At 61.6% G+C, this 19,391-nt stretch carries 12 protein-coding genes; 11 read left to right on the top strand and 1 reads right to left on the bottom strand.

The annotated features are described in order from the left end of the window. Positions 1-141 precede the first annotated feature (141 nt). A complete protein-coding gene (locus tag M0D68_RS35890) occupies positions 142-1,020 on the bottom strand; it encodes a LysR family transcriptional regulator (protein ID WP_093647147.1) in 879 nt (292 codons plus the stop codon). Between the two features lie 109 nt (positions 1,021-1,129). On the opposite strand from M0D68_RS35890, the gene M0D68_RS35895 reads away from it, so the two are divergent. From M0D68_RS35895 to M0D68_RS35945, 11 genes are all read left to right on the top strand, one after another. Beyond that, positions 1,130-2,896, top strand: coding sequence for an acyl-CoA dehydrogenase family protein (locus tag M0D68_RS35895; RefSeq protein ID WP_211703992.1), 1,767 nt, complete (start codon positions 1,130-1,132; stop codon positions 2,894-2,896). Then, a complete protein-coding gene (locus M0D68_RS35900) occupies positions 2,893-4,104 on the top strand; it encodes a CaiB/BaiF CoA-transferase family protein (protein WP_093647151.1) in 1,212 nt (403 codons plus the stop codon). The genes M0D68_RS35895 and M0D68_RS35900 overlap by 4 nt, the downstream gene beginning before the upstream one ends. Positions 4,105-4,180: 76 nt before the next feature. Continuing rightward, the gene (locus tag M0D68_RS35905; RefSeq protein WP_093647154.1) at positions 4,181-5,494 is read left to right on the top strand and encodes an MFS transporter; all 1,314 of its coding nucleotides are present in this window, start codon (positions 4,181-4,183) and stop codon (positions 5,492-5,494) included. A gap of 222 nt (positions 5,495-5,716) precedes the next feature. Next, positions 5,717-7,228: an aspartate/glutamate racemase family protein gene (locus M0D68_RS35910; RefSeq protein ID WP_266226839.1), complete on the top strand. Its 1,512-nt coding sequence runs from the start codon at positions 5,717-5,719 to the stop codon at positions 7,226-7,228. 365 nt (positions 7,229-7,593) lie between these two features. After that, on the top strand, positions 7,594-13,479 hold the full coding sequence (gene uvrA / locus M0D68_RS35915; RefSeq protein WP_266226840.1) for an excinuclease ABC subunit UvrA: 5,886 nt from the start codon (positions 7,594-7,596) through the stop codon (positions 13,477-13,479). A gap of 1,021 nt (positions 13,480-14,500) precedes the next feature. Next, a complete protein-coding gene (locus M0D68_RS35920) occupies positions 14,501-15,163 on the top strand; it encodes an energy transducer TonB (RefSeq protein WP_093647192.1) in 663 nt (220 codons plus the stop codon). Between the two features lie 76 nt (positions 15,164-15,239). Beyond that, positions 15,240-16,151, top strand: a complete 912-nt coding sequence (locus tag M0D68_RS35925; RefSeq protein ID WP_093647161.1) for a MotA/TolQ/ExbB proton channel family protein — start codon at positions 15,240-15,242, stop codon at positions 16,149-16,151. Between the two features lie 12 nt (positions 16,152-16,163). Then, positions 16,164-16,586, top strand: coding sequence for a biopolymer transporter ExbD (locus tag M0D68_RS35930; RefSeq protein ID WP_093647163.1), 423 nt, complete (start codon positions 16,164-16,166; stop codon positions 16,584-16,586). 157 nt (positions 16,587-16,743) lie between these two features. Beyond that, positions 16,744-17,175 carry a biopolymer transporter ExbD gene (locus M0D68_RS35935; protein WP_093647165.1) on the top strand — a complete coding sequence of 144 codons (432 nt, stop codon included), beginning with the start codon at positions 16,744-16,746 and terminating at the stop codon, positions 17,173-17,175. Between the two features lie 9 nt (positions 17,176-17,184). After that, entirely contained in the window at positions 17,185-18,390 is a 1,206-nt protein-coding gene (locus M0D68_RS35940) for a lipopolysaccharide assembly protein LapB (RefSeq protein WP_093647167.1), read from the top strand. Between the two features lie 303 nt (positions 18,391-18,693). Then, positions 18,694-19,269: a helix-turn-helix domain-containing protein gene (locus M0D68_RS35945; RefSeq protein ID WP_054043150.1), complete on the top strand. Its 576-nt coding sequence runs from the start codon at positions 18,694-18,696 to the stop codon at positions 19,267-19,269. The last annotated feature ends 122 nt before the right edge of the window (positions 19,270-19,391 follow it).

The following is a 19,391-nucleotide window of genomic DNA, read 5'->3' on the forward strand; positions in this document are numbered from 1 at the left end:
CAAAGAAAGTAAGTGCCGCCCCGCACAGGGGCAACACTAATAGACCACTAACAATTCAAGGAAAGGCACGAAAGCCAGAACAAGGAAAGCCCAAAGCCCTAAGAACACTGACAAAAGCGCCGCGAAGGCAACAAAAAAACCTCACTTCCCATCTTTAAGATACTCAACAAACCGCTCCGCGACAGGCTCCGAATCGCCCCCTCTCCGCAAAAGCAAAACCTGCGACAGCAGCGTCTCCCCCTGCAAGGGCAAAAAGCAAACCCTCGGATCCTGCACCTGCCGCAAGGTAAAAGGCACCAACGCCACCCCCATCCCAAACCCGACCATCGTCACAACGGTCTGCCACAACCGCGCCTCGTGGCGAATCAACGGACTAAACCCAGCCCCCACGCACTGCGCAATAATCAGATCGTGATAATGCGGCGACACCGTGCGCGGAAACAGAATAAACGGCTCCTGCGCCAACGCCCGCAGATCGACCTTGCGCTTTCGCGCCAGCGGATGATCAATCGGTAAGCAACACAAAAACGGCTCCGAAAAAATCGGCGTCGAAAGCACATCCGACGGAAAATTCCCCCAATGCGCGCAGCCCATGTCGATCTGCATCCGCTGGATCGCATGCACCTGTTCGCTGGTGTTCATCTCCTTCAGCACGATTTCGACGCCCGGATAGTCAGCCTCGAAGCGGCTCACCGCCTGCGGCATCCCGCGATACAACATCGAGTTCACAAAGCCGATCCGCAAGCGGCCAGCTAACCCGTGCGCAGATCGGACCGTGATGCGTTCGGCTTCGCCCGCCTGCAGCAGCAAGCGGCGCGCCTCGCCAAGCAGCACCTGCCCCGCGTTCGTCAGCGCGACCGTCTTGTTGGTGCGCGCGAGCAGTTGCACCCCTAACTGTTCCTCGAACTTGCGGATGTCGAAACTGAGCGCCGGCTGCGAAATGAACAGCCGCTTCGCCGCGCGGCCGAAATGCAATTCCTCGGCGACCGCCACGAAATAGCGCAATTGCTTCAGGTCCACGGCAGTCTCCGGTTCTGTGATCGATAAGCTGTATCTATCGTACCGGATATAAGTTGTATTAGACGATTATCGAAGCCGCTTCTATGCTCCTTCCACAAAGGAGACAAGCATGAGCGAAATCACCGCGCAGCCGGCACACGGCTCGTCCAATATTCCCGACAGCCGGGGCGTCAACCTCTTCAGCAGCGACCCCGACTTCGCCCGTCTGCTCAAACTGCATCTCGGTGACGCGCTATATCAGGAACTCGAAAGCCAACTCGTTTCGCTAGGCCAGCGGGCGTCCGACGAACTCGACGTGTGGGCGTTGTCCGCCGACAAGAACCCGCCGCAATTGCGGCATCGCACGCGGCGCGGCGAAGCGCTGCAAAGCATCGACAAGCATCCCGATTACGTCGCGCTCGAACGCGTGGCCTACGCGGAGTTGGGGCTCGCGTCGATGAGCCATGACACCCGCGATGGCAAAAAGGCAGCGCCGCCGCTGGTCAAATACGCACTGACATTCCTGTTCGTGCAGGCGGAATTCGGGCTGTGCTGTCCCGTCAGCATGACCGATTCGCTCACGCGTACGCTGCGCAAATTCGGCGCGCCCGAACTGGTCGCGCGGTTTCTGCCGATGCTGGCTTCACGTGATTTCGACACGTTGTTTCAGGGCGCGATGTTCATGACCGAACAGGCGGCGGGCTCGGACGTTGCCCGTATCGCGACGCGTGCCGCGCTCGAAACCGGCGCGAACGGTGAAGAAGCCTGGCGCCTCTACGGCGACAAATGGTTCTGCTCAAACGCCGACGCCGATCTCGCGATGGTGCTCGCGCACGTGGACAACGCACCTGCCGGTATCAACGGCCTTGGGCTGTTCCTGTTGCCGAAGACTTTGCCGGACGGCTCGCGCAACAGCTATCGGATCGTGCGTCTGAAGGACAAGCTCGGCAGCCGCTCGATGGCGAGCGGCGAGATCGTGCTGGAAGGCGCCGTGGCGTATCTGATCGGCGAAGTGGGGCGCGGCTTTCACCAGATGGCCGACATGATCAACATGTCGCGTCTGTCGAACGGCGTGCGTGCGGCGGGCTTGATGCGCCGCGCGCTGACCGAGGCGCTGCACATCGCACGCAATCGCGAAGCGTTCGGCCGCAAGCTGATCGATATGCCGCTAATGCAGCGGCAGTTGCTCAAGATGATGCTGCCCGCGGAACAGGCTCGTTCGATGTTCATGCAAATCGCTTTGTTGCTGGAAAAGGCCGACGCCGGCGATCGGCAGGCGGCGAAATGCGTGCGCATCCTTACGCCGTTGATCAAATTTCGCGCGTGCCGCGATGCTCGCCGTGTGACCGGCGACGCGATGGAAGTGCGCGGTGGCACCGGCTATATCGAAGAGTGGAGCGACGCGCGTCTCGTGCGCGACGCGCATCTCGGTTCGATCTGGGAAGGCACTAGCAACATTGTCGCGCTCGATGTCGCGCGTGCAGCGAAACGGGATGGTGCGCTCGAACCGCTGCGCACATATCTGCAGGATATGCTCGGTGCTGCAGGACTGCCCGCTGCGAGTCTCAAGGTGCTGCGTTCTACTTTGACGCGCGCTTGCGATGCCCTTGCGAGCGTCGCCGAGTGCGGACGCGATGAATCGGTCCGGCAGGCGGGCACGGCCCTGTATCACGCGAGTACGGCTGTGCTCATGGCCTGCGAAGGTGTGCGTCTCGCGCCGGATTTCAGGCGTCTCGCGCTGAGTCATCTGGTGTTGCGGCACAAGCTGCTGCCGTTCGATCCGCTCGACGTGCAGACGCCTTCCGATGAAAACGACGTCATCAACGCACTGGTCAATGCCCGTAGCGTGACGCTCGACCAGACATTGCAACTGCTGCCGGCAGGGAGCGAACAATGACCGAACATGTGAACAACGGTACGCAAGCAACGCCGGGCGCATTGCAAGGCATCAAAGTCATCGACCTCAGCCGCGTGCTCGGCGGCCCGTACTGCACGCAAGCGCTGGCCGATCACGGTGCTCAGGTCATCAAACTGGAGCCCCCTGGCGGAGATGAAACGCGCGGCTGGGGGCCGCCGTTTTACGGTGACACTGCGTGGTATTTCGCGGGCGTGAACCGTAACAAGCAGGGCATCGCGGTCGATCTGTCGTGCAACGAGGGCCGCGACATTTTGTGGAAACTCCTCGAAGACGCCGACGTGCTGGTCGAAAACTTCAAGCCCGGCACGCTCGCGCGCTGGGGCATGGATTACGAGCGCGATTTGCGCGAGCGCTTCCCGAAGCTGATTCATTGCGCGGTATCGGGCTTCGGTCCCGACGGCCCGCTAGGCGGCTTGCCCGGCTACGACGCCGCGATTCAGGCGATGACCGGCCTGATGAGTGTGAACGGCGAGCGCGACGGACCAGCGACGCGCGTCGGCTTGCCGGTCGTGGATATGGTGACGGGTTTGAACGCGCTGGCCGGCATTCTGCTGGCGCTCGCCGAGCGCACGAAAAGCGGGCGTGGCCAATCGATCGATATCGCGCTGTACGACTGCGGCGTGTCGCTCCTGCATCCGCATCTGCCGAACTATTTCGGCTCGGGCCGCACGCCCGAGCGCAGCGGCAATGCCCATCCGAACATCACGCCGTACGACAGCTATCGGACCGCGACCGCGCCAATCTTTCTCGCCGTCGGGAATGACCGGCAGTTCGCGCGGCTGTGTGCGCATCTTGGCGCGCCGGAGCTTGCGGACGATCCCCGCTACGTGGATAACCGCAACCGCTGCGCGCATCGCGAGCCGCTAAAGGCCGCGCTCGAAGATTTGCTCGCATCGCACGACTGCGAGCCGCTCGCTCAGGCATTGATCAATGCAGGCGTGCCGTGCGGGCCGGTGCAAACCGTCGACGTCGTCGCGCGCCATCCGCACACACTACATCGCGGCATGGTGATCGAGATGGGCGAGTATCGCGGCACGGCGTCGCCGATCAAATTGTCGCGCACGCCGGCCACCTATCGCAGTGCGCCGCCGACGCTCGGCGGCGACACACGCGATGTACTCGACGCACTCGGCATCGATGCTGCAACCCAGCAGCGTTTGCTCGAAGCGGGCGTACTCAAAGCCTGACCGCAAGCAAGCAGTTTTCCGGTGACGGCACGCAGAAGCCGCGCTATCCAGAAGAACGACCTTGGAGACGAAACACATGAATCGCGAGCCAGACGACCTCGCCGCAGGCCGGCAACCCAACCGTGCCGCAGCAGCGGCATTTGTAGGCACCACAATCGAGTGGTACGACTTTTATATCTACGCCACCGCATCCGCGCTGATTTTCGGCAAGCTGTTCTTTCCCGGCAGCGACCCTTTCTTCGCTACGCTGGCTTCGTTTGGCACGTTCGCGGTGGGCTTTTTCGCGCGACCGTTCGGTGGCCTCGTGTTCGGCCACCTGGGCGATCGCATTGGCCGCAAGAAGGCGCTCGTGGCGACGCTCGCGATCATGGGCATCGGCACGGTCGGCATCGGTTTCCTGCCGACGTATGCGAGCGCCGGCGTTTGGGCGCCGGTGTTGCTGGTGCTGCTGCGCGTCGCGCAGGGTATCGCGATCGGTGGCGAGTGGGGCGGCGCGGTACTGATGGCAAGCGAACACGCGCCACAGGGCAGGCGCACTTTCTTCGCCTCGTTTGCGCAGCTCGGTAGCCCGGCGGGATTGATCCTGTCGCTGCTCGCGTTTCGCGCGGTGGCGTCGATGGATAAGGAAGCGTTTCTCAGTTGGGGCTGGCGTCTGCCGTTTCTCGCCAGCGCGGTGTTGCTGGTGGTGGGTTTGCTGATCCGCGCGGGAGTCGATGAATCGCCCGAATTCAAGGCGTTGAAAGCGCAACGGCGCGTGGCGACGTTGCCGGTCGCCGAGGTTGTGCGCGACGCATGGCGCACGGTGTTGTTGTGTCTCGGTGCGAATGTGATCGGCGTGGCCGGTGCCTGGTTCGTCAATACGTTCATGCTGAATTACACGACGCAGACGCTTGGACTCGATCGTTCGCTGATTCTCGATTGCCTGTTTGTGGTGGCTTTCATTCAGTTGTTCACGCAACTGGGTTCCGGATGGTTTGCGCAACGGATAGGTACCGGCAGGTTTTTAAAGGGCGCAGCGGCGTTGGCGATGCTTTCGCCTTATCCGATGTTCGCGCTGGTATCGACCGGGCAGCCGGTGGCGATTGTGTTCGGCATCGCGCTGGCGGTGATGTGCATGTCGAGTTCTTATGCGGTGATGGCCGGTTTTATGTCGACTGCATTCCCGGTGAGAGTCCGGTATTCGGCTATCTCTTTGTCCTATCAGGTGTGCGCCGCATTGGCCGGTGGCTTGACGCCGTTGATCGGGACGTTGCTCGCGCATCGATATCCGGGCGCATGGTGGCCGTTGGCCGTGTTTTATAGCTGCCTCGCAGGGGTTTCGCTGATTTGCATCGGCACCTTGGAGCGCCGTAAGCGCGGCGCGGCGCGAGGTGTTGTCGAAGTCGCCTAGGTTAAGGTGCGTCGCCGTGTGACGCCTGTTTGTCCGTATGCCCCCGAATTAGGGCAACGCCAATCGATCCATTACAAAACGCGGACAGGCGTCACCGCAGGAAAACCTTCAGTAAGGACTCACCCAGGCATAAACCCGCTATTTCGTGATTAACAACATCCTGAATCCCCGAAAGCATCCTAATATCAAGGCGAACTGAAAAAACGACAGGGGAAAGCCATCATGTATCGTCATCGTTCGCTGGGTGTGGTGACGGGCGCGTCGCCGCTCGCAAGCGTCGACGTATTGAGCAGGATGACCGCGGCCTGGCGCCGGCCCGGCGCGGCCAAGCCGTTCGACTTCGTCCTCGAGCAGCATTCGTGGCAAGGACCGGCAACGCCAGGCGCCGCGAGCGCGCCCTTCAAGATCCACGTGTTCGACACGATTCGCGCCTTCGAGAAGCGCGGTGTCGACGCGATCGTCTTGCCGTGCTTCCTCAGCCATACCTTCATCGACGAGCTCTCGGCGAACGTGGCGCCGCCGATCGCCAACATCATGGCCGCGCTCTTGGCGCATGTACGGCAGGCTTTTCCGTCGGTTCGCCGGATCGGCGTGCTGACTTCCGGCACGATCCGCCGCCACGGCCTTTTCGAACGTTATTTCGACAGTGCGCGATTCGACGTGCTGCATCCGCGTGATGAAGCGGGCGTCGATTGCGTAACGAGTGCCGTGTATGGCGACGAGGGCATCAAATGCGGGCATCTGTACGGCCGGCCCGTCGAGTTGCTGCGCGCCGCTTGCGCGGACCTCATTGCGCAAGGTGCGGAGATCATCGTTCCCGGGCTCGCAGAAATTCCGTTGGTGGCACGCGCACTCGGCACGCTGGAAGTGCCGTTCGTCGATACCAATCTCGTCTACGCGCGCTACGTCGCAGCGGCGCACTATGCGCAGCCGGAGCGGCGTTTCAAGGTGGGCGTGTTGGGTGGTGTCGGCCCGGCGGCGACTGTCGATTTCATGGCGAAACTGGTGCGCAACACGCCGGCCGCCTGCGATCAGGACCACATCAAGGTGATGGTCGAGCAGAATCCGCAGATTCCGGATCGCACGGAAGCGCTGCTCGGCAACGGCGACGATCCGACACTCGCGCTCTACGCTGCCTGCAAGACGCTCGAAGAGGGCGGCGCCGATCTCATCGCCATTCCGTGCAATACGGCGCATGCGTTCGTGGAAGGGATTCAGCCGGCATTGACCATTCCGATCGTCAATATGCTGACCTGTACCGCCGATTATCTGCGTGAGGCTTTCCCGAGCCTGCGCGAAGTCGGCGTGCTGGCTACGTCGGGCACGCTGGCGAGCCGGGTCTACGAGAGGGCGCTCGAAGCATGCGGCTTCGTGCAGATCGCACCGGCCGCGGCCGCCCAGGCCCGGCTCATGAACGCGGTTTATGGGCCGAGTGGCGCCAAGGCGGGCTACACGTCGGGTGAGTGCTGTGACGACCTCGCCGCTGCGGTGGATGATCTGGTCGCGCAAGGCGTGCAGGTCATCGTGCTGGGCTGCACCGAGTTGCCGCTGCTGCTGCGCGGTTCGACGCTGACGCGGCCGGACGGGTCGGTGGTGCGGCTTGTCGATCCGACCGAGGTGCTGGCAAAACGGTGCGTGGCTTACGCGCTGGGCGGAAGCGGAGTGGCGCAGGCCGCTTCGGAACCGGCGGCGCCGGTGATGGGCCGGTTTAACGTGGAAAGTGTCTTCGGCTAGGGCCGGCCCGATCCGGCCGGTTTCGGCTAGTTCCGGCTGGCGCGCGCGCCCCCGCGCCGCGCTGCGCCGGAAAACCTTGTATTTCCCACCTCCGCCGCCATTTCCTGACGGCTGCATGGTTTCCTCTGAAACGGCACATCGCTTGCTGGTCGGCTGATCGGGGCGCCCTCGGCGTCGCCTTTCCAGACCCGAGGCGCTGCGAGCTTGCAGCCATGCCGTGTCATGGAAAACTGTATAAATATACAGTATAGTATCCCCCTATAACCCGGCCTTTGGCGTGTCGTTCCGTCAGCCGGGTATCCCGAACTTGCGCGGTCGCGAGGCGTCCGTGAGAGGTGGTCCACTCATTCAGACGGTCGGAAAAATTGGCATCTAACGGAATTATCCGCATTCGCGGCGCGCGCCAGCACAACCTGAAAAACGTCGATCTCGACGTGCGAACCGGCGAAATGACGGTCGTCACCGGGCCGTCCGGTTCCGGCAAATCGAGCCTCGTGTTCGACACGTTGTACGCGGAAGGGCAGCGGCGCTACGTCGAAACCTTCAGCGCCTACGCCCGGCAGTTTCTTGATCGCATGGATCGGCCGCAGGTCGATCGGGTCGATGGCGTGCCGCCCGCCATCGCGATCGACCAGACCAACCCGGTGCGCAGTTCGCGCTCCACCGTCGGCACCATGACGGAGCTCAACGATCACCTGAAGCTGCTCTACGCGCGAGCGGCCGAACTGTTCGATCGCAAGACCGCGCAGCAGGTGCGCCACGACACGCCAGAAACGATCTACGCCGAACTGCTCGAGCGCACTGCGGCGAATGATTCGCGGCTGGTCGTCACGTTCCCGGTCGAGTTGCCGGAAACGGCGTCCGAGCAGGAAGTGGAGCAATGGCTCTCCGCGAGCGGCTACACGCGTGTGCAGGCGCAGCGCGAAGTCGACTCGCCCACTGGCAAGCGCAAGCTGCTCGACGTGGTGGCCGACCGCTTCCGTTTGAGCTCGGTCGACAAGCAACGGGTGGTCGAAGCGATCGAGGCATCACTCAAGCGCGGTGGCGGCCGCGTCAATATTTACGTGCTGCCTGCAGCGCCAGAGGCGCCGGAAGCCAAAGAGGCCGAGCCGCAAATCTGGCGCTTCTCCACTGGCCTGCACAGCCCGGAGAGCGACCTGCGCTATGCGGATCCGCAACCGGCACTGTTCTCGTTCAACTCGGCGTACGGTGCGTGCGAAGTCTGCCGCGGTTTCGGCCGCGTGATCGGCGTCGACCTCGGTCTGGTGATTCCCGACGCGCGCAAGACGCTGCGCGACGGCGCGATCAAGCCCATGCAAACGCCCGCCTGGAAAGAATGCCAGGACGATCTGATGCGCTACGCGGCGAAAGCCGATATCCGCCGCGGCACACCTTGGGGCGAGTTGACGGACGCCGAACGCGACTGGGTCATCAACGGTTCGCCAGACTGGAACGGGAAGTGGCAAAGCCATTGGTACGGCGTCAAACGCTTCTTCGAGTATCTCGAATCGAAGGCGTACAAGATGCACATCCGTGTGTTGCTGTCGAAGTACCGCAGCTATACGCCGTGCGAAACCTGTGGCGGCGCGCGTCTGAAAACGGAATCGCTGTTGTGGCGCCTCGGCAGCAAGCAGAATGCAGACGACGTGCTGGCGCCCGAAAAGCGCTTCATGCCGCGTGGCGTCGAGTGGAAGCGTGCACAACTCGAGTCCTTGCCGGGTCTGACCGTGCACGATCTGATGCTGATGCCGATCGAGCGCATCCGGCGTTTCTTCGACGAGATCAGCCTGCCCAGCGCCTTGCTCGACGACGCACTCAAGCTGTTGCTCGCCGAAGTGCGCACGCGCCTCAAATATCTGTGCGACGTCGGCCTCGGCTATCTGACGCTCGACCGGCAAAGCCGCACGCTGTCGGGCGGCGAGGTGCAGCGGATCAACCTGACCACGGCGCTCGGCACATCGTTGACCAAAACCCTGTTCGTGCTCGACGAGCCGAGCATCGGCCTGCATCCGCGCGATCTGAACCGGATCGTCGAGGCGATGCATCGGCTGCGCGATGCGGGCAATACGCTGGTGGTGGTCGAACACGATCCCTCGGTGATGCTCGCGGCAGATCGTCTGATCGACATGGGTCCGGGGCCAGGCGAACGCGGCGGCTCGATCATTTACGACGGCGCGCCTGAGGCGATCCGCTCGTCCGGCACGCTGACTGGTGAGTACCTGGGCGGTCGCCGACATGTGGCAGACGCGGCGCACTGGTCGCAACGTCCGGTCGATGACAGCACGCCGCGCATCGTGCTCGAAGGCGCAACCGAACACAATCTGCGCGACGTCACGGTCGAGATTCCGCTGCAGCGGCTTGTCTGCGTGACAGGTGTGTCGGGCTCCGGCAAGTCCACCTTGCTGCAGGATGTTTTGTATCCGGCTATGGCACGTCACTTCGGTCTCGCCACCGAATCGCCGGGCTCATTCAAGAGCCTTAGCGGCGCCGACCAGGTCACCGACGTCGTATTTGTCGACCAGTCGCCGATCGGCAAGACCGCGCGCTCGAATCCGGCCAGCTACGTGGGTGCTTTCGACGAAATCCGCAAGCTCTTCGCCAAGGCGCCGCTCGCGCAGCAACGCGGTTACGGTCCGGGCATGTTCAGCTTTAACTCCGGCGACGGGCGCTGCCCGACCTGCGGCGGCTCGGGCTTCGAGCACATCGAAATGCAGTTCCTGAGCGACGTTTACCTGCGCTGCCCGGATTGCGATGGGCGCCGCTATCGCGCGGAGCTGCTCGAAGTCAAAATCGAGCGCGGTGAGCCGGCGCGTGCGTTGAGCATTGCCGACGTTCTGGAGCTGACGGTGAGCGAAGCCACCGCCTACTTCGCCAAGGATGCCGAAGTATTGCGTGTGCTGCAGCCAATCGTCGACGTGGGTCTCGAATACGTCAAGCTTGGCCAGCCGGTGCCCACGCTATCCGGTGGTGAAGCGCAGCGGCTCAAGCTCGCCGGCTTCCTCGCGGAATCGGCACAGGCGCGCACCGCGCGCAGCGCGAAGCAGCCGGTCGCTAAACGCCTGTTCATGTTCGACGAGCCGACCACCGGCCTGCATTTCGACGACATTGCCAAGCTGATGCAGGCGTTCGGCAAGCTGCTGGCGAGCGGCCATTCGCTGATCGTGATCGAACACAATCTCGACGTGATCCGTGCGGCCGACTGGTTGATCGATCTCGGTCCCGAAGGCGGCGACGGCGGCGGCAGGGTGCTGTGCGCGGGCACGCCGGAGGACGTCAAGCTTTGTCTGGAATCGCATACCGGCGAGGCATTGCTGCAATACGACCGCGCCATGAACGCGGCGGCCGAACCGGAAGCGCAGGGTGTGCCGCTGCAAAAAGCGTTGAGCGCGGCGCGTGCGCGGCGGGCGATTGAAGGCGAGGACGTGGTGCGCATCGTCAATGCGCGCGAGCACAACCTGAAATCGCTGGATGTGGATATTCCGCACGGCAAATTCAACGTGATTACCGGTGTCTCCGGGTCGGGCAAGTCCACGCTTGCCTTCGACATTCTGTTCCACGAAGGGCAGCGCCGGTACCTCGAATCGCTCAACGCGTACGCACGGTCCATCGTGCAGCCTGCCGGCCGGCCCGAGGTCGACGCGGTGTATGGCATTCCGCCCACCGTCGCGATCGAGCAGCGTTTGTCGCGTGGCGGCCGTAAGAGTACGGTGGCGACTACGTCCGAAGTGTGGCACTTCCTGCGCCTGCTGTACGTGAAGCTCGGTCTGCAGCATTGCATCCACGACGGCACGCCGGTCACGTCGCAAAGCGTCGAATCGATTGCGGCGCAATTGCTGCGCGATCACAAAGGGCAGCACGTTGGTTTCCTCGCACCGCTGGTCGTGAACCGCAAGGGCGTCTATACCGATCTCGCGAAGTGGGCGAAAGCGCGCGGCAATACGCATCTGCGTGTGGACGGTGAGTTCGTGCCGGTGGACCCGTGGCCGAAGCTGGATCGCTTCCGCGAGCACACCATCGAGTTGCCGGTGACCGACCTCGTCGTATCGCCGGATAAGGAAGTGGAACTGCGCCAGGCGCTCGATCAGACGCTGGAAATCGGTAAGGGCGTCATGCATCTGCTGGCGCCGCTCGACGGTTTGCACGACGCGATCAGAGGCGGCCGTCCCACGGCGAAACTTGGCACGGTGAAGGTACTGTCCACCAAGCGCGCCTGTCCGGTATGCGGCACGAGCTATCCCGAGCTTGATCCGCGCATGTTCTCGTACAACAGTAAGCATGGTTGGTGCACGACATGCGTCGGCACGGGCCTCGCGCTGACGCGTGAACAACGCGCGGCGTACGACGACACGGTGATCGTCGACGACAACCGCGGCCGCGAGCAGAGCTTGCCTTCTGAGGAGCAGGAACCGGAAGGTCTCGTCGACGAGCCCTGTGCGGATTGCGCCGGCACGCGTCTGAACCCAACTGCGCGCGCAGTCACGTTCGGCGAGCAGGCCATCGTCGACGTCGCGCAATGGACGGTGTCCGATACGCGTGCGTGGATCGACACGCTGGAGATGAGCGGTCGGGACGCGGAAATCGCGCGCGACGTGGTCAGCGAAATCGGCAGCCGCCTGCAGTTTCTGGAAGAAGTTGGGCTCGGTTATCTGAGTCTCGATCGCGCGGCACCGAGCCTGTCGGGCGGCGAAGCGCAGCGCATCCGGCTCGCCGCGCAACTGGGCAGCAACCTGCAAGGCGTGTGCTACGTGCTCGACGAACCGACCATCGGCCTGCATCCGCGCGACAACCAGATTCTGCTCAACGCCTTGCGCAAGCTGGGCGAGAAGGGCAATACACTGGTGGTCGTCGAGCATGACGAGGACACGATTCGGCGTGCAGATCACATCATCGATATCGGGCCGGGCGCGGGCAAGCGCGGCGGCACGCTGGTCGCACAGGGCAGCGTGGCCGATCTGTCGGCGCAACCCGATTCGCTGACCGGACAGTTCCTCGCCAATCCGATCGTGCATCCGCTGCAGCCGCGCCGCGAGGTGGTCGCGCCGACCAAGCGCATCGCCGCGGTGCCGGAGAATTGGCTGACGGTGCACGGCGGCAAGCTGCACAACTTGCAGAACGTCACCGTCGGCATTCCGCTTTCACGGTTGGTAGCGGTGACGGGCGTGAGCGGTTCGGGCAAATCGACGCTCGCGCGCGATGTGCTGATGGCCAATCTGCTGGATGCGGTGGGGCGCTCGGTGCTGTCGTCGCCGGCCACACGGCGTGCGCGTGCGGTGGCCGAGACCCAGCCGGCGGCGAACCGGCGTTCGAGCGTGTTGGCGCGCACGGCGCCGCGTGCGCCGCTGAACGTCACGCATGCATGGCAAGGGTGCGATGCGATCACCGGCTGGGAAACCATCGACCGTGTGCTCGAAGTCGATCAGACACCGATCGGCAAAACACCGCGCTCGTGTCCGGCGACCTACATCGGCGTGTGGGATGCGATCCGCAAGCTGTTCGCCGGCACGCTCGAAGCGCGCGCGCGTGGCTATACGGCATCGCGTTTCTCGTTCAACACCGGCGAAGGACGTTGCCCCGCTTGTGAAGGGCAGGGCGTGCGCACCATCGGCATGAGTTTTCTGCCCGACGTGAAGGTGCCGTGCGATGTTTGCCACGGGCAGCGCTTCAACCCCGAGACGCTGGCAGTGACGTGGCGCGGCAAGAATATCGGCGACGTACTGACCATGGAAATCGACGAAGCCGTCGAGTTCTTCGCGCCGATTTCGAATATCGCGCATCCATTGCAATTGATGAAGGATGTCGGGCTCGGGTATCTGACGCTTGGCCAGCCGTCGCCTACCTTGTCGGGCGGCGAAGCGCAGCGTATCAAGCTCGTCACCGAGCTAAGCAAGGTGCGTGACGACATCACGCGTCGTGGTCAGAAGCCACCGCACACGCTGTACGTGCTGGACGAACCGACTGTCGGCTTGCATATGGCCGACGTCGCGAAGCTGATTCGCGTGCTACATCGTCTCGCGGATGGCGGTCATAGCGTCGTCGTCATCGAACACGATCTCGACGTGATTGCCGAGGCGGATTGGATCATTGATCTTGGTCCGGAAGGTGGTGTGGGTGGCGGCACGATTGTCGCTGCTACGGATCCCGAAGGATTGTCCCGTGTTGCCGCAAGTCACACCGGTGCGGCCTTGCGTCCCGTGCTCGCGCGTACGCGGAACGATACCGCAGTCGTCGTGAGCGAGGGAACCAACGGTTAAGGCAGCGGAGCGGCGCAATCGGTTTTGCGCCGCTCCGGTTTGCTCGCCCGGTCTGGAGAGCCGCACATACATAGCGGCTCACGCGTAAACCAACTGGCCACTGGCGGCCCATGAACGCGTATTGTCGATACGCCGGGTATGCCCGAGTCGGGAATTATCGTTATCGTCGGCGATATGTAATTTTTGGAATGATTTTGTAATTATATAAATGGCGTAATTGAAATGTGTATTTAGAGTGTCGTAAATACCGCTAAAAAAATTTGGAAACGGTGTTTTTCTTCTGCTATCTTCCCGGCCTTAACGCAGGCCTCTGGTCGGCGCTTGAAACGTACGTTGGATGACCTGTTCGGGATTCGTCGAGGTTGCCGCACAATCCTCGCGCAACGCCCACCCAGCAGGCCTTTGCGCTACGTATCACCAGCGGCCCGTCAGCAGTTCATGGCGTGTCACGGAAGCCCTTAATAGCGGCTTCATCCCAATTAGCGAGCCGCGCACGACTCGCTTGCATCTGTCCGACGCACGCTTATTCTTTTAAAGCGACGCGAATACGGCATTAGTTAGAGTGTTCTCTCTAAACTTAGTATGCTCCCATCAAAAAAAGTTTGACCCCGCATTTTTTGTCCTGCTATTGTTGCCTCCCATGAAATGCAGGTGACAAACGCGCAAAAAGTTCAGGAGCTGCAGCGCGCTTCGATCAAATTGTCTTCAGCATATTCATGCCAGACGAAAATGAGCGAGTCGAAATTAATCTATTAGTACTTCTACTTAGATGAACGTTCGATTGCTCTGAAATACCGTCGCGGCGTCTCACAGCCATGCCCGTGCCATTGCAGCTGGGTTGGGCCTCACAGCATAAATTTTGGACTACAAATCAAAGACCTGGGCAATGGATGCGATTGTCTGAAGTGAACGTTGTTTGCCGTATGTAAGCGCACTGCAGTTACAGAAATGGACGGTTCACGCCGGAGGAGTAAAGGTGGGTACGAAAGTCGAAGGGCAATTTCCGGCAGCAACGGCCCGTATGGAGAGGCCAGGACGCCCGCGTGAGTTTGGGCGCAAGCAGCAAAACCCAGTACGCCGCTTCGGCGGTATCGCAGTTGTTCTGCTCCTGCACATCGTGCTGATCTATGCACTCATCAATGGCCTTGCCACCAAGGTCGTGCAGGTCATCCAGCATCCAATCGAAACCAAGATCATCGAGCCGGTGAAACCGCCTCCGCCACCGCCTTTGCCTACCGTGCAATTGCCGCCGCCGAAATTCGCACCGCCGCCGCCGCCGTTCGTGCCGCCGCCGGAAGTGCAGGTGCAAGCACCGCCCCAGCCGACCATCACGCACCAGGCCGCACCGGTCGTATCGGCACCCGCTGTCGCGCCTGCACCGCCGGCGCCGCCTGCGCCGAGCAAGCCCGTGAGCGCTGAAGTAGGGGTTGTGTGTCCGAACTCGGATCAGGTTCGTTCGTCGATTCGCTACCCGAAGGAAGCGCAGGAGAACAACGTGACGGGTGATGTGTTGATTGAATTTGTAGTCGACCCGCAGGGCCATATTACGAATGAGCGTGTTGCCAAGTCGGCGGACGATTCCTCACTGGATCGCGCAGCCTTCAACGCGGTCAAGCAGTTCACGTGCGTTTCCCAAGGCCAACCTGTCCGTGTGCAAGTTCCGTTCTCGTTTAACCTGAACTGAAACCCACGGCTGTTCGGTACCGGTAGCGATTTATCAGTCTTGGTTTAGAAGTTGTACTAATGAACTTGGAGCAGGCATGAAGAAGCGTACTCTCGCCGCATTGGCGGCAACCATGTTGTTCGCCGTAACCACGGTGGATACCTTTGTGGCACCGCAAATGGCCCACGCGCAAGCGAGCGATGCGAGCGCGTCGGCTGCCGCCACTGCCACCACCACCGCCGCACCGCAAACAGCCGCCCCGGCAGCTGACGAAGCAACGCCGCCGCCGGCGCCGGCCACGTCTGAAACCGTCAATAACCCGTACGGTCTCGGCGCGCTCTGGAAGAACGGTGACTTCGTTGCACGCTTCGTGCTGATTCTGCTGGTGCTCATGTCGATGGGTAGCTGGTACATCATGATCACCAAGTTCTTCGAGCAGTTCCGTGCGAACCGTCGTGCGAAGAGCGCTGACGAACAGCTGTGGACCGCGCCGTCGCTCGTCGAAGGCACGAAGCTGCTCGACGAAGCATCGCCGTTCCGCTTCATCGCCGAAACGGCCATCGAGGCAGGCGAGCATCACGACGAAGCACTGCTCGAGGCTGTCGACCGCAACACATGGATCGATACGTCGGTCGAGCGTGCGATCACCAACGTGTCGAACCGTCTGCAAGACGGCCTGGCTTTCCTCGGTACGGTTGGCTCGACGGCGCCGTTCGTCGGTCTGTTCGGTACGGTGTGGGGGATTTATCACGCGCTGACGGCAATCGGTATCGCCGGCCAGGCTTCGATCGACAAGGTTGCAGGCCCGGTGGGTGAAGCGCTGATCATGACCGCGATCGGCCTCGCCGTCGCCGTGCCGGCTGTGCTCGGTTACAACTTCCTGGTTCGCCGCAACAAGTCGGTGATGGAGCGTGTTCGTGCGTTCGGCGCACAACTGCACACTGTCCTGCTCGCCGGCAGCCGGCGCTCGGCACGCGCTTCGGCTCGTGAAGCATCGCTGGTCCAATAAGCGGAGTCTGTCATGGCTATGAGCGTTGGGCAGGATGATAACGACGAGGTCATCTCCAGTATCAACACCACGCCGCTTGTCGATGTGATGCTGGTTCTGCTGATCATCTTTCTGATCACAATTCCGGTGGTGACGCACACGGTGCCGGTGCAACTGCCGAAGGAGACGATCCAGCCGCTGCAGACCACGCCCAAAAGTATCGTCATTGCGGTCAACCGCGACGGCGATTTCTTCTGGAACGAGAAGCAGGTGGATGGGCCTACGCTGCTGACACGCCTGAAAACCGTGTCGGTCATGACGCCGCAACCGGAAGTGCACGTTCGTGGCGACCAGAGCGCGCGTTATGAGTTTATCGGCCGGGTCATTACCGCGTGCGAGCGCGCCGGTATCGCCAAGGTTTCGTTTATTACTGAGCCGCCCGCGCGCGGGGGCTAGCTTTGCATGGGACCAGAGTGAGCGCTAAAAGCGCTAACTCTAGTCGACAGCTTTGCATGGGATCGGACTAGGTGCTAAAGCACCAAGTCCGATCGACAGCGTTGCATGGGACCAGAGTAAGCGCTAAAGCGCTAACTCTGGTCGACAGGAGGTGATCATGGGAATGAACGTATCTTCGGGCGGTGGCAGTTCCGAACCGGATGTGATGGTCGATATCAACACCACGCCGCTGATCGACGTGATGCTGGTGTTGCTGATCATGTTGATCATCACGATTCCGATTCAGACGCATGCCATCAAGATGAATTTGCCGATCGGCAATCCGCCGCCGCCGATCACGCAGCCGGAAGTGGTGCAGATCGATATCGACTTCGACGGCACCACGACCTGGAACGGTCAACCGGTGCCGAACCGCGCAGCGCTCGAGTCCAGGCTCGCGCAGGTGGCGGCCGAACCGGTTCAGGCGGAAATTCATCTGCGGCCTAACAAATTGGTGCCGTACAAGGATGTCGCCGCGGTGATGGCGTCCGCGCAACGACTGGGCGCGACGAAAATCGGCCTGATCGGCAACGAGCAGTACATGCAATAGGGAAGTGGAATGCTAACGATCCATCAACGGTTCAAGCGCGCCGTCATTGCGGCCGCTATCGGAGGGCTGTCGGCGCTCGTCGTGCTGCCGGTCACGTCTCATGCCGCCGACACTTTGCGGCCGGATGTGGCGAAGCCGCTGAACGCCGCGCAGGATCTGTATCGCGCGCACAAGTACAAGGACGCGTTGACGAAGATCGATCAGGCCGACGCCGTGCCGGGCAAAACGCCCTATGAAAGCTACATGATTCAGGAGATGCGCGGCGCCGCGGCAGCGGCAGCCGGCGAATCCGGTGTGGCTGCGCAGGCCTATGAAACCTTGCTGGGTTCAGGACGCCTGACCGGTGCTGACGAGCAGCGCACCACCGCAGCGCTCGCAGGCATCTACTTCCAGCAGAAAAACTACGCACAATCTGCGAAGGTCGCGCAACGCTATCTGAAGTCGGGCGGCAGCGATCCCGACATGCGCACGTTGCTTGTTCAGTCTTACTACCTGTCAAACGATTGCGCCAGTGTTGTGAGCCTGCTCAAACCGGGCATCGATGCGCAAGTGCGCGCCGGTCATGCGCCCGACGAGTCGCAACTGCAATTGCTCGGCACCTGCGCGCAACGCGTGAAAGATGATGCGACGTACCGCAGCACGCTCGAAAAGCTGGTTGCCTATCATCCGAAGCAGTCTTACTGGGATGATCTGTTCAACGCGATTCGCAGCAAGCCCGGCTACTCGTCCGCGCTGGATATCGACACCTTCCGTCTGCGCCGTGCGACCGGTTCGCTCAGTACGGCCGACGACTACATGGAAATGACGCAACTCGCGATCGTGGCCGGCACCACGGCCGAAGGCAAGCAGGTTATCGATCAAGGCTTTGCGTCAGGCGTTCTGGGCCACGATGCGCAGGCCGATCGCGAGAAGCGGCTGCAGGCACTCGCCGCGAAGCGGGCGCAAGCGCCGGCCGATCCCGCAAACCCCGTCGCGCCGGTCGACGTCGCCTTCAACGAGGTCTTCGCCGGGCAGGCCAAGCAAGGTCTCACGGCAATGGACGCTGCGATCGCGAAGGGCGGAATCGATCATCCGGACCAGGCACAACTGCATCTCGGCGAGGCGTACTACATGGCGGGCGATAAAGCGCGTGCAGTGCAAACCTTCCGCGCAGTGAAGGGTACCGATGGTTCAGCCGACCTCGCCCGTTTGTGGGTGCTGGTGGCGTCGAAGTAGCGGCATCCTGGCCCCGATATGTTTTTTCCTGCGAAGTGCCTCCGAGGTATCCGTGCATCGAGCCGGGAGGCACATTCTCGCCATATGGGACACATGCCGTCGCGAATAGACGGGGGGGGGTGTGTGCGCAACCATCGCCCGGTTTGCGGCGAGTATGAAAGTGTCCCGGCGATCGCCTTGATGGAGTCACTTACGGCGGCAACTAACCAGGCATATCGCGCATGTCTTAGGGAGGATGTTGCAATCAACGAAACATAGTTTCGTTTCATCAAACTAATTTTGACTACGGGATTCTGTCTTGCTATGGTTTTGCCACTCGATAACAAGGCACAGGTCGCAGTTTCTATAGGAAGCAAAATCCGCGCGCTTCGCCAACGGCTCAAGCGCACGCTGGATGAAGTGGCAACCACGGCGGGAATTTCCAAGCCCTTTTTGTCGCAGGTGGAACGAGGTCACGCAACACCGTCGATTACATCGCTAGTTGGTATTGCTCGGGCTTTAGGTGTAACGGTGCAGTACTTCGTCGATACACCAACTGAAGACAGGTCGGTGCAAAGAGGCAAAGAGCTGAAGTACTTCGGCTTCGACGGAACCGCGAATCTTTTTGGACGGCTGACGAATCTGTCGGTTGGCAGCAAGCTGGAAGTGATTCTCGTCAGGATGCCGGTTGGGCAGAACCCGTCGGAAGTCACGACGCATGCAGGGGAAGAGTTCTTGTATGTGATGAGCGGTCAGATATCGCTCACGTTAGAAGGTACAACGTTCGTATTGCAGGCCGGTGACACCGCGCACTACGAGTCCACTGTGCCGCATGCCTGGTGCAATACTGCTCGCGAAGAAGCGGTGGTCGTCTGGGTGGGCACGCCAAGATTGTTCTAGATGTCTTTGCTTCATGCTTTCGTCGAAAGCGGTCAAGCTGTATTTGTAAGCATTACTTAAGGTTGAGTCGGGAATAAGTCCGATTGGGAGCGTGTTGCCCCAATAGCCAGAGCCCGAAGTAG

Origin of the sequence: Paraburkholderia sp. SEWSISQ10-3 4, from assembly GCF_030464785.1 — a bacterium.
In the GTDB taxonomy this organism is placed as follows: Bacteria; Pseudomonadota; Gammaproteobacteria; order Burkholderiales; family Burkholderiaceae; genus Paraburkholderia; species Paraburkholderia aspalathi.

Bases quoted from the DNA above. Each gene is read 5' to 3' on its own strand.
- M0D68_RS35895 (WP_211703992.1), top strand. From the start codon at position 1,130: ATGAGCGAAATCACCGCGCAGCCGGCACACGGCTCGTCCAATATTCCC.
- M0D68_RS35900 (WP_093647151.1), top strand. From the start codon at position 2,893: ATGACCGAACATGTGAACAACGGTACGCAAGCAACGCCGGGCGCATTG.
- M0D68_RS35905 (WP_093647154.1), top strand. From the start codon at position 4,181: ATGAATCGCGAGCCAGACGACCTCGCCGCAGGCCGGCAACCCAACCGT.
- M0D68_RS35910 (WP_266226839.1), top strand. From the start codon at position 5,717: ATGTATCGTCATCGTTCGCTGGGTGTGGTGACGGGCGCGTCGCCGCTC.
- M0D68_RS35920 (WP_093647192.1), top strand. From the start codon at position 14,501: ATGGAGAGGCCAGGACGCCCGCGTGAGTTTGGGCGCAAGCAGCAAAAC.
- M0D68_RS35925 (WP_093647161.1), top strand. From the start codon at position 15,240: ATGAAGAAGCGTACTCTCGCCGCATTGGCGGCAACCATGTTGTTCGCC.
- M0D68_RS35930 (WP_093647163.1), top strand. From the start codon at position 16,164: ATGGCTATGAGCGTTGGGCAGGATGATAACGACGAGGTCATCTCCAGT.
- M0D68_RS35935 (WP_093647165.1), top strand. From the start codon at position 16,744: ATGGGAATGAACGTATCTTCGGGCGGTGGCAGTTCCGAACCGGATGTG.
- M0D68_RS35940 (WP_093647167.1), top strand. From the start codon at position 17,185: ATGCTAACGATCCATCAACGGTTCAAGCGCGCCGTCATTGCGGCCGCT.
- M0D68_RS35945 (WP_054043150.1), top strand. From the start codon at position 18,694: ATGGTTTTGCCACTCGATAACAAGGCACAGGTCGCAGTTTCTATAGGA.